The organism is Kitasatospora sp. NPDC059722 (genome assembly GCF_042733235.1).
Taxonomy (GTDB): domain Bacteria; phylum Actinomycetota; class Actinomycetes; order Streptomycetales; family Streptomycetaceae; genus Kitasatospora.
On the sequence record NZ_JBHWGD010000008.1, the window covers coordinates 1 to 11,099 of the forward strand.

The 11,099-nt window shown below is 71.3% G+C and carries 10 protein-coding genes; all 10 read right to left on the reverse strand.

Going from position 1 to position 11,099, the window contains the following annotated elements; all coding sequences use genetic code 11:
- Positions 1-83 precede the first annotated feature (83 nt).
- Positions 84-2,591 carry a RelA/SpoT family protein gene (locus ACFV4F_RS06955; RefSeq protein ID WP_380437999.1) on the reverse strand — a complete coding sequence of 836 codons (2,508 nt, stop codon included), beginning with the start codon at positions 2,589-2,591 and terminating at the stop codon, positions 84-86.
- Positions 2,592-2,696: 105 nt separating this feature from the next.
- Positions 2,697-3,248, reverse strand: a complete 552-nt coding sequence (locus tag ACFV4F_RS06960) for an adenine phosphoribosyltransferase (protein WP_380438001.1) — start codon at positions 3,246-3,248, stop codon at positions 2,697-2,699.
- 25 nt (positions 3,249-3,273) lie between these two features.
- A complete protein-coding gene (secF, locus tag ACFV4F_RS06965; RefSeq protein WP_380438003.1) occupies positions 3,274-4,377 on the reverse strand; it encodes a protein translocase subunit SecF in 1,104 nt (367 codons plus the stop codon).
- Positions 4,378-4,381: 4 nt separating this feature from the next.
- Positions 4,382-6,259 carry a protein translocase subunit SecD gene (gene secD / locus ACFV4F_RS06970; protein ID WP_380500701.1) on the reverse strand — a complete coding sequence of 626 codons (1,878 nt, stop codon included), beginning with the start codon at positions 6,257-6,259 and terminating at the stop codon, positions 4,382-4,384.
- Between the two features lie 147 nt (positions 6,260-6,406).
- Entirely contained in the window at positions 6,407-6,814 is a 408-nt protein-coding gene (gene yajC / locus ACFV4F_RS06975) for a preprotein translocase subunit YajC (protein ID WP_380500702.1), read from the reverse strand.
- 246 nt (positions 6,815-7,060) lie between these two features.
- Positions 7,061-8,140 carry a Holliday junction branch migration DNA helicase RuvB gene (gene ruvB / locus ACFV4F_RS06980; RefSeq protein ID WP_380438009.1) on the reverse strand — a complete coding sequence of 360 codons (1,080 nt, stop codon included), beginning with the start codon at positions 8,138-8,140 and terminating at the stop codon, positions 7,061-7,063.
- Positions 8,141-8,187: 47 nt separating this feature from the next.
- On the reverse strand, positions 8,188-8,799 hold the full coding sequence (ruvA, locus tag ACFV4F_RS06985) for a Holliday junction branch migration protein RuvA (protein ID WP_380498723.1): 612 nt from the start codon (positions 8,797-8,799) through the stop codon (positions 8,188-8,190).
- On the reverse strand, positions 8,796-9,335 hold the full coding sequence (gene ruvC / locus ACFV4F_RS06990; RefSeq protein WP_329925093.1) for a crossover junction endodeoxyribonuclease RuvC: 540 nt from the start codon (positions 9,333-9,335) through the stop codon (positions 8,796-8,798). Before ruvC ends, ruvA begins: the two co-directional genes overlap by 4 nt.
- A 140-nt stretch (positions 9,336-9,475) precedes the next feature.
- On the reverse strand, positions 9,476-10,234 hold the full coding sequence (locus ACFV4F_RS06995; RefSeq protein WP_196952243.1) for a YebC/PmpR family DNA-binding transcriptional regulator: 759 nt from the start codon (positions 10,232-10,234) through the stop codon (positions 9,476-9,478).
- 99 nt (positions 10,235-10,333) lie between these two features.
- Entirely contained in the window at positions 10,334-10,948 is a 615-nt protein-coding gene (pdxT, locus tag ACFV4F_RS07000) for a pyridoxal 5'-phosphate synthase glutaminase subunit PdxT (RefSeq protein WP_380438013.1), read from the reverse strand.
- Positions 10,949-11,099: the final 151 nt, after the last annotated feature.

Consider the following 11,099-nt stretch of genomic DNA (forward strand, 5'->3'; position numbering starts at 1 on the left):
TCACCCTACCACCACCCCCCCCCGGGGCCACCACCACCCCCCCGCCCCCCCCGCCGGGGGCGGGGGCGCGGGCGTCGCCTACGTCACTTGCGGGCCGAGGTGACGCGGTAGACGTCGTAGACGCCCTCGACGCCGCGGACGGCCTTGAGCACGTGGCCGAGGTGCTTCGGGTCGCCCATCTCGAAGGTGAAGCGGCTCATCGCGACCCGGTCGCGCGAGGTCTGCACCGCCGCCGACAGGATGTTGACGTGCTGGTCCGAGAGCACCCGGGTGACGTCCGAGAGCAGGCGCGAGCGGTCCAGCGCCTCGACCTGGATCGCGACCAGGAAGACCGAGGACTGGGTGGCGGCCCACTCGACGTCGATCATCCGCTCGGGCTGCTGGCTCAGCGCCTCGACGTTGACGCAGTCGGCGCGGTGCACCGAGACGCCGTTGCCGCGGGTCACGAAGCCGACGATCGGGTCGCCCGGCACCGGGGTGCAGCAGCGGGACAGCTTGACCCAGACGTCCTCGACGCCCTTGACGATCACGCCCGGGTCGCCCTTGGCCCGGCGGCGCACGGCCCGCCGGTCGTGCGTCGGGGTCGCGGTCTCGGCCAGGTCCTCGGTGGCACCCTCCTCGCCGCCGAGCGCCTGGACCAGCTTCTGGACGATGTTCTGCGCGGCGACGTGCCCCTCGCCGATCGCGGCGTAGAGCGAGGAGATGTCGGGGTAGCGCATCTCGTGGGCCAGCGTGACCAGCGAGTCGCCGGTCAGGATCCGCTGGATCGGCAGGCCCTGCTTGCGCATCGCCCGGACGATCGCCTCCTTGCCGTGCTCGATCGCCTCCTCGCGGCGCTCCTTGGAGAACCAGGCGCGGATCTTGTTGCGGGCGCGCGGCGACTTGACGAAGCCCAGCCAGTCCCGGGAGGGGCCGGCGTTCTCCGCCTTGGAGGTGAACACCTCGACGGCGTCGCCGTTCTCCAGGGTCGACTCCAGCGGCACCAGCCGGCCGTTCACCCGGGCGCCGATGGTCCGGTAACCGACCTCGGTGTGCACCGCGAAGGCGAAGTCGACCGGGGTCGCACCGGCCGGCAGGGCTATCACGTCGCCCTTGGGGGTGAAGACGAAGACCTCGTTGCTGGCCAGGTCGAAGCGCAGCGACTCCAGGAACTCGCCCGGGTCGGCGGTCTCCTTCTGCCAGTCCAGCAGCTGCCGCAGCCAGGCCATCTCGTTGACGGCGCCGGCCTTGTCGTCCTTACGGACCTGGGTCGGCGTGTCGGTGCGGACCTTGGAGGCGCCGGCCACCGCGCGCTGCTTGTACTTCCAGTGCGCGGCGATGCCGTACTCGGCCCGCCGGTGCATGTCGAAGGTGCGGATCTGGAGCTCGACGGGCTTGCCGCCGGGCCCGATCACCGTCGTGTGCAGCGACTGGTACATGTTGAACTTGGGCATCGCGATGTAGTCCTTGAACCGCCCCGGCACCGGGTTCCACCGCGCGTGGATGGTGCCCAGCGCCGCGTAGCAGTCGCGGACGGTGTCGACCAGGACCCTGATGCCCACCAGGTCGTAGATCTCGGCGAAGTCCCGGCCCCGGACGATCATCTTCTGGTAGACCGAGTAGTAGTGCTTCGGCCGTCCGGTGACGGAGGCGGTGATCCGGGCGCCGCGCAGGTCGCCCTGGACCTGGTCGATGACGGTCGCCAGGTACTCGTCCCGCTTGGGGGCGCGCTCGGCGACCAGCCGGACGATCTCGTCGTACATCTTGGGGTAGAGGATCGCGAAGGCGAGGTCCTCCAGCTCCCACTTGATGGTGTTCATGCCCAGCCGGTGCGCCAGCGGGGCGTAGATCTCCAGCGTCTCGCGGGCCTTCTTCTCCTGCTTCTCCCGCTTGAGGTAGCGCATCGTGCGCATGTTGTGCAGGCGGTCGGCCAGCTTGATCACCAGGACACGCGGGTCCTTGGCCATCGCGACGACCATCTTGCGGACGGTCTCGGCCTGCGCGGCCTCGCCGAACTTGACCCGGTCGAGCTTGGTGACGCCGTCGACCAGCAGGGCCACCGAGTCGCCGAAGTCCTTGCGCAGGGTCTCCAGGCCGTAGTCGGTGTCCTCGACGGTGTCGTGCAGCAGCCCGGCCATCAGGGTCGGGGCGTCCATGCCGAGCTCGGCCAGGATGGTCGCGACGGCCAGCGGGTGGGTGATGTACGGGTCGCCGCTCTTGCGCTTCTGGCCGCGGTGCCACTTCTCGGCCACCGCGTAGGCGCGCTCGATGTCGCGCAGCAGCACCGGGTCGGCCTTCGGGTCGTTCGCCCGGATCGAGCGGAACAGCGGCTCCAGGACGGGGTTGAGCACGCTGGAGCGCTGGCCGCCGAGGCGGGCCAGGCGGGCGCGCATGCCGCCGGTGGTGGAGCCCCGTCCGGTGGGCGGGAACGAACGCGAGGAGGTCGGCGCCGGGCGTGCCGGGGTGGCCCCCGAGGGCGTGGGACGGTCTTCGGGGGCGGCCGCTGCGGCCGTGGGCACAACCTCGTCGGGCAAGGACACTCCTCGGGGCACCGGGCCGGCCCCTCGCGGGCCGCGCCACCAGCGCACAACCGGGAGGGGATGAATCTTCATGGTACCGAGCCGGGCGCTCGGGTGTTCAGCCGCCCGGGTGGGGACACGCGAAGGCGGCGGTCGGATGATCCGACCGCCGCCTGTCACTCAGGTCCCGCAGGCCCCTCAGACCGTGACCAGGGTCTCCAGCGGAGCCCCGCCGAGGTGCCCGGCCAGCCGCTCGCGGCCGTCCAGGAAACCCAGCTCCATCAGCACGACGACGCCCGCCAGCTCGGCGCCCGCCTCCTTCACCAGGTCCAGCGAGGCGCCGATGGTCCCACCGGTGGCCAGCACGTCGTCCACCACCAGCACCCGCTCACCGGGCGCGAAGGCGTCGCACTGCACCTCCAGCGTCGCCGAGCCGTACTCCAGCTCGTACGAGCGCCGGAACACCTCGCCGGGCAGCTTGCCGGCCTTGCGGATCGGCACGAAGCCCAGCCCGGCCGCGAAGGCCGCCGGAGCCGCCAGCACGAAGCCGCGCGCCTCCAGCCCGACCACCTTCGTCGCCCCGAGCTCCTGCGCCCGCTCCGCGAGCGCGCGGGTGAGGGCGCCGAAGGCCTCGGCGTCGGCGAGCAGCGGCGCGATGTCCTTGAACAGCACACCCGGCTTCGGGTAGTCCGGGACGTCCCGGATCCGGCTGTTCAGCAGCTCGGCCAGTGCGGTGTCGGCGGTGGTCACGGTGTCCTGTCCTTCGGGTCGGGGCTCAGCGCTTGGTGGACGGACGGCCCTTGGCACGCGAGGTGCCGGCCGACCGGCCGCGCTGACCGACCATACCGGCCGGCTCGTCCGCGGGCTCCTCGCCCTGCGCGTCCTCGACGCCCCCGGCCGCCTCGGCCTTGGCCGCCTGGCTGGCGCGGTGCTGCAGGACCCGCTTGCGCAGCGCCTTCATCTGCGGCTGCTCCTCCTTGAGCTGCGCCAGCAGCGGGGTGGCGACGCAGATCGAGGAGTACGCACCGGCCGCGAGACCGATGAACAGCGCGAGCGAGATGTCGTTCAGCGTGCCGGCACCCAGGATGCCGCCACCGATGAACAGCAGCGCGGCGACCGGCAGCAGGGCGACCACGGTGGTGTTGAGCGAACGCACCAGGGTCTGGTTGAGGCCCGCGTTGGCCGCCTCGCTGTAGGTGAGCTTGTTCTGCTTGGTGAGCCCCTTGGTGTTCTCCTTCACGGTGTCGAAGACGACGACCGTGTCGTAGAGCGAGTACCCGAGGATCGTCAGGAAGCCGATCACCGTACCGGGGGTGACCTCGAAGCCCACCAGGGCGTACACGCCGATGGTGATCAGGAGGTCGTGGATGAGGGCGACCAGGGCGGCCACCGCCATCCGCCACTCGAACGCGATCGCCAGGTAGATCGTCACCAGGATCATGAAGACGATCAGACCGGTGAGCGCCTTCTGGGAGATCTGCTTGCCCCAGCTGGGGCCGATCACCTGGGCCTCGACGGTGTCCAGCGGCACGGAGAACTTCTGGGCGAGCTGCGAGCGGATCTCGTCCGAGCTCTTCGCCTCGTCGGTGCTGACCTGGATGCGGATCTTGTTGTTGTCCGTGGACTGCACCAGCGGGTGCGAGGACACGACCTCGTCGGCCGTGGTCTGCGCCTGCGAGACGCTCAGGCCCGGCTTGGTCACGGTGTAGACCGAGCCGCCCTTGAACTCGATGCCCAGGTGCAGGCCCATGGCCAGGCCGATCGCCGCGACCAGCACGATCACGCCGGAGATCGAGTACCAGACCTTGCGGCGGCCGACGAAATCGAAGCTGATCTCGCCCTGGTAGAGCCGGTGTCCCAGATTGGAGAAGCGTGACACGGTGTCAGGCCTCCTTCACGGCGGCAGAGGAGGGGCTACGGCGACGGCTGCTGCGCAGCGGCGGGCGGGCGCCCAGCCGCTTCGGGTCCAGGCCGGACCACGGGTGGCCGTCGGAGAAGAACTTCCGGCGGGCCAGCAGGGTGATCATCGGCTTGGTGAAGAGGAAGATCACGACGACGTCGAGCGCGGTGGTCAGACCCAGGGTGAAGGCGAAGCCCTGCACCTTGCCGACGGAGACGATGTAGAGCACCGCGGCGCAGAGGAACGACACGAAGTCCGACACCAGGATGGTGCGCCGGGCGCGCGGCCAGGCCCGCTGGACCGCCGGGCGCAGCGGGGCGCCCTCGCGGACCTCGTCGCGGATGCGCTCGAAGTACACGATGAACGAGTCGGCGGTGATGCCGATCGCGACGATCGCACCGCAGACCGCCGGCAGGTTCAGCGCGAAGCCGATCCCGCCGCCGAGCAGGCTCATGATCGAGTAGGTCAGGATCGCCGAGACGATCAGACCGGCGATCGAGACCAGGCCGAGGCCGCGGTAGTAGACCACCGAGTAGGCGACCACCAGCAGCATGCCGATCGCGCCGGCGATCAGACCGGCCTTGAGCTGGTCGGAGCCGAGCTGCGGGGAGACGGTGGTGACGTCACCCTGGTTGAACTCCAGCGGCAGGGCGCCGTAGCTGAGGACGTTGGACAGGTCCTGCGCCTCGGCCTGGCTGAAGGTGCCGGAGATGACGGCGGTGCCGCCGGGGATGGCACCGCGCACGAACGGGTGGGAGACGACCTCGTTGTCCAGCACGATGGCGAACTGGTTGCTCGGGTCCGGCAGCGCGGCCAGCTTGCCGGTGATGGCGGCGAAGTCGTCGGTGCCCTTGCCGTTGAACTGGAGCTGCACCTGCCAGCCGTTGCCCTGCTGGGTGTCCAGGCTGGGCTGGGCCTTGGAGACGTCCGAGCCCTTCACGGCCACCGGGCCGAGGACGAGCTTGGAGTAGGCGCCGCCCTTCTCGGGCTTCTGGGAGCAGGCGACGACGGCCTTGTCCTCGGGCTGCGCCACGCCCAGCTGCTGGCGCTGGTCGGGCTTGGTGCAGTCGAGGGTGGCGAACGCGGCCTGGAGCTCCGGCGGCACGGTGCCCGTGGTCAGCCCGGCGGCGAGGTCGGCCGGGTTGGGGGCCGTGGCGGGGGCGCTCGGGGCGCCGGAGGCGGCCGCGGAGGGCGCGCCGGAGGCCGGGGCGCTCGCGGCACCACTGGCGGCGGCGGTCACGCCGGTGGCGGCGGTGGAGGGGCTCGCGTCGGCCGCGAGGGCCTCACCGACCGAGCGGCCCTGCTTGGTGGCGCTCGCGCTCGCGCTGGGGGTGCCGGCGGCGGCCGCGGACGGCGTGCCGGAGGCAGCGGCGCTGGGAGCGGCCGAACCGGTGGCCGAGGGGGCCGCGGCCGGGGTGCCGGAGGCGCCGGCGGACGGGGTGGCGGTGGGCGCCGGGATCTGGAGACCGCTGGGCGCCACGGCCAGGACCGGGCGGAAGAAGAGCTTCGCGGTGGTACCGACCTTGTCGGCCGCGTTCTCCTTGTCCCCGCCCTTGGGGATGTTCACGATGATCGTGTCCGAGCCCTGGGTCTGGACCTCCGCCTCGGAGACACCCATCCCGTTGACCCGGCGCTCGATGATCCCGGTGGCGATGTCCATGTTGGACTTGTTGATCGCCTTGGGGTCGGTCGACCTCGCGGTCAGCGTGATGCTGGTACCGCCGGCGAGGTCGATCCCGAGGCGGGGCTTGGTGTTGCCCGTCCCGAACATGAGGGCGACCAGTCCGACGGTGACGACCAGGATGAGGGCCAGCGCCCGCCCTGGGTAGCCGTCGCGCGGGCGCGACTTGGGTGTTGCCACCTTGCTCGTTTCTCCCTGTCCATGCCACTTCGCCGACCGGACCCCCGTCCGGCTCGTGGCGGAACGGGGGCATGGCGGATCTGCGGCCCTGAGGTCCTGTGGGCTCGCGGCACTGCGCCGCGCGGCCGGGCGGGTTGCCCGTCCGTACTACTTGCTCGCGGGAGCCCCGCCCTCGACATCGCCCTTCTCGGCGCTGTCCTTGGTGAGCGTCAGCGGCTTGTCCTCGACCGGCGCGGCGTCGGCGTCCGCGTCCTCCGGCTCGGACAGCTCGTCCTCGGCGGGGCGGCCGTTGATGATCGCGTCGTACTCCTGGGCGTCCAGGACGGCCGCGACCGCGCTCTTGGTGAAGTGGGCGAACACGCCGGGCGCGATCTCCAGCTCGACGGTCTCGTCGTGGACCGCCTTCACCTGGGCGTACAGACCGCCGATGGTGCGCACTCCCGCTCCGGGCTCCAGCGAGGTCTGCATGCTCTGCATCTGCTGCTGGCGCTTCTTCTGCGACCGGAACATGAGCACGATCGCGATGATCGGGAGGAGAAGGATGATGAAGTTCACTGCAGCCAGGGTCCTTTACGGGTCGCCGGTCGGCGGCCTGTGTGGTATTGGTCGGCCCGTCAGGTGAGAGGGGCGGTCCGGCGGAGTCTAGGCGACCCCGAACTGATCGGACAACGCCAAGCATCGCATCCTGTCGCCGAAAGTGGCGACCCTCCGCCTGCACAGTTTCCCCGGACTTCTCCCCCGGCATCTCCGCCCGGCCCGGTACCGGGGCCCTGCGGGAACCGGGGACCGCTCATCACCCGTTCAGCCCTCGTCCGGCGGGAAGAGTTCGGTCTGGGCCGGGACGGCACCCCGAGTGGTCTGGACCGGAGGGGTCATCCCGAGGTGCTGCCAGGCGGCGGCGGTGGCGATCCGGCCGCGCGGGGTGCGGGCGAGCAGGCCCTCGCGCACCAGGAACGGCTCGGCGACCTCCTCGACCGTCTCGGCCTCCTCACCGACCGCGACCGCCAGTGTCGACAAACCGACCGGTCCGCCGCCGAACAGCCGCAGCAGCGCGTCCAGCACCGCGCGGTCCAGCCGGTCCAGGCCGCGGGCGTCGACCTCGTAGACGTCCAGCGCCTGGGCCGCGATCCCGGCGTTGACCACGCCGTCGTGCCGGACCTGGGCGTAGTCGCGCACCCGGCGCAGCAGCCGGTTGGCGATGCGCGGGGTGCCGCGCGAGCGCCCGGCGATCTCGGCCGCGCCGGCCGGGTCGATCTCCACGTCCAGCAGCGCGGCCGAGCGGTGCACCACCCGCTTGAGCTCGGCGGGCGCGTAGAACTCCATGTGCCCGGTGAAGCCGAAGCGGTCCCGCAGCGGCGGCGGCAGCAGGCCGGCCCGGGTGGTGGCGCCGACCAGGGTGAAGGGCGGCAGCTCCAGCGGGATGGCGGTGGCCCCCGGGCCCTTGCCGACGATCACGTCGACCCGGAAGTCCTCCATCGCCATGTAGAGCATCTCCTCGGCCGGGCGGGACATCCGGTGGATCTCGTCGAGGAAGAGCACCTCCCCCTCGGTGAGCGAGGAGAGGATCGCCGCGAGGTCGCCCGCGTGCTGGATGGCCGGCCCGGAGGTGATCCGGATCGGCGCGCCCAGCTCGGCCGCGATGATCATCGACAGGGTCGTCTTGCCGAGCCCGGGCGGGCCGCTCAGCAGGACGTGGTCCGGCGCGGCGCCGCGCTTGCGGGCGGCCTGGAGCACCAGCGACAGCTGCTCGCGCACCCGCTCCTGGCCGATGAACTCCTCCAGCAGCTTGGGCCGCAGCGCCGCCTCGACCGCCTGGTCCTCGCCGTCGGCGGCGGCCGTGACCAGCCGGTCGGCCGCCGGGTCGGAGTCGTACGGGGTCATCAGCGGGGGCTCCAATGTCGACAAACGGACAGATCGTCAGGTGGGTTTCAGCGGGCCCGGTTCAGGGTGCGCAGCGCGGCCTTCAGCAGGGCACCGACGTCGGTGACGGCCTGCGCCTCCGCCTCCGGGGCGACCGCGGCGACCGCCTCGTCCGCCTCCCGCGGCGCGTACCCGAGGCCGACCAGCGCGGAGTGCAGTTGCTCGCTCCACGGCGCGGGCCCGGCGGCGAGCGGCTTCTGCGCCGGGACGCTGCCGTGCGGAGCGCCCAGCTTGTCCTTGTACTCCAGCAGCAGCTTGGCCGCCTTGGCCTTGCCGATACCGGGCACCGCCACCAGCGCCTTCTCGTCCCCGCTCGCCACCGCCAGCCGGAGCGCGTCCGGACTGTGCACGCCGAGGATCGCCTGCGCCAGCTTGGGCCCGACGCCCGGCGCGGCCTGCAGGATCTCGAACACGGCCCGCTCGTCGTCGTCGGCGAAGCCGAACAGCGTCAGCGAGTCCTCCCGGACGACCAGCGAGGTCGCGAGCCGGACCGGCTCGCCCAGCCGCAGCCCGGCCAGCGTGTTCGGCGTGCACTGCACCGCCATGCCGACCCCGCCGACCTCGACGACCGCGAGCCCGGTGGAGATGGCCGCCACGGGTCCTTGTACGAAGGCGATCACCGGATGCTTCCTCTCTGGGGGGTGGCGCGGGCCGCCTGGATCGCGGCCTCCAGCCGGTTCGTCGTCCGGCCGCGCCAGATGTGGCAGATGGCCAGCGCCAGCGCGTCGGCGGCGTCGGCCGGCTTCGGCGGGGCGTCCAGCCGCAGCAGGCGCTGCACCATGGCGGTGACCTGCGCCTTGTCGGCCCGGCCCGAGCCGGTGACGGCGGCCTTGACCTCGCTCGGGGTGTGCAGGGTGACCGGGATGCCGCGCCGGGTGGCGCACAGCATCGCGACCGCGCTGGCCTGGGCGGTGCCCATCACCGTCCGCACGTTGTGCTGGGCGAAGACCCGCTCGACGGCGACCAGGTCGGGCCGGTGCTCGTCGAGCCACGCCTCGATGCCCTGCTCGACCAGCAGCAGCCGCGGCCCGATCTCGGCGTCCGCGGGCGTGCGCACCACGCCGACCCCGACCATCCGCAGCGGCCGCCCCGGCGTGCCCTCGACCACGCCGACACCGCACCTGGTCAGCCCCGGGTCCACGCCCAGTACCCGCACGTCACGCCCCGCCTCTCGTCCTCGACCTGCGAAGGCTACCGTCCCGGTCGGACAACCCGACCGACGACACCGGCCCGGTGGTCCAGGGACCACCGGGCCGGGAAGTGAGAACGGTCACGCCGGACCGGTCACCGGGTGACTCACTCGGCGTCGAGCTGCGCACCGACCTCGTCGGAGATGTCGAAGTTGGCGAAGACGTTCTGCACGTCGTCGCTGTCCTCCAGCGCGTCGATCAGCTTGAGGATCTTGCGGGCGCCGTCGACGTCCAGCTCGACCTGCATGCTCGGGAGGAAGTTGGCCTCGGCCGAGTCGTAGTCGACGCCGGCGTCCACCAGCGCGGTGCGCACGGCGACCATCTTGGAGGCCTCGGAGACGATCTCGAACGAGTCGCCGAGGTCGTTGATCTCCTCGGGCTCCTGGTCGAGGACGACCTCGAAGAGCTTGTCCTCGTCCACGCCGTCGGCCTTGGGCACGATCACGACGCCCTTGCGGGTGAACAGGTAGGACACCGAGCCCGGGTCGGCCATCGAGCCGCCGTTGCGGGTCATGGCGACGCGCACGTCGGAGGCGGCGCGGTTGCGGTTGTCGGTGAGGCACTCGATCAGGACCGCGACGCCGTTCGGGCCGTAGCCCTCGTACATGATGGTCTGGTAGTCGGCGCCGCCGGCCTCCAGACCGCCACCGCGCTTGACGGCGCGGTTGATGTTGTCGATCGGGACCGAGCTCTTCTTCGCCTTCTGGATGGCGTCGTAGAGGGTCGGGTTGCCCTGCGGGTCGGGACCGCCGGTACGCGCCGCCACCTCGATGTTCTTGATCATCTTGGCGAAGAGCTTGCCGCGCTTGGCGTCGATCACGGCCTTCTTGTGCTTGGTGGTAGCCCACTTAGAGTGGCCGGACATCGCCAGCTCCTTTACGTCGCCAAAGGGAAATGAAACAGATGAGATCTTACCGGTGTCGTCACCGGTGAGGAGCACACGGTCAGCACACGGCCCCGCGGGCTACGCGGCGAGGTGCTCCTCGACCATCCGTACGAAGTAGGCGTGCACCCGGTGGTCGCCGGTGAGCTCCGGGTGGAACGACGTGGCCAGCAGGTTCCCCTGGCGCACCGCGACGATGCGGCTCTCCGGGCCGTCCGCGGCGGGGAGCTCGGCCAGCACCTGCACGCCGGCACCGACGGCCTCGACCCAGGGCGCGCGGATGAACACGCCGTGCACCGGCGCGTCGCCCAGGCCGTCGAAGGCGATCCCGGACTCGAAGGACTCGTTCTGGCGGCCGAAGGCGTTGCGCCGCACGGTCATGTCGATGCCGCCGACGGTCTCCTGGTCCTCACGGCCGTCGAGGATCTTGTCCGCCAGCATGATCATGCCCGCGCAGGTGCCGTACACCGGCATCCCGGCGGCGACCCGCTCGCGCAGCGGCTGCATCACGTCGAACAGCAGGGCCAGCTTGGACATGGTGGTGGACTCACCGCCGGGGATGACCAGCGCGTCGACCTCGGCCAGCTCCTCGGCGCGGCGCACCGGACGGGCGAGCGCGTCGGCCTCGGCCAGCGCCACCAGGTGCTCACGGACGTCGCCCTGCAGGGCGAGGACGCCGATGACGGGAGTGCTCACGGTCTTCAACCTCGTTCGATCTTCTGGGGGAGTGCGTGGCGCGGGGGGGGGGGGGGGCCGGGGGAGCGGGGGGGGGGGGGGGGGGGTGTGTTGGGGGAAAAAAAAAAAAGATGTGGTATAGGGAATATAGTGTGAAAAAAAAAAAAAGAGA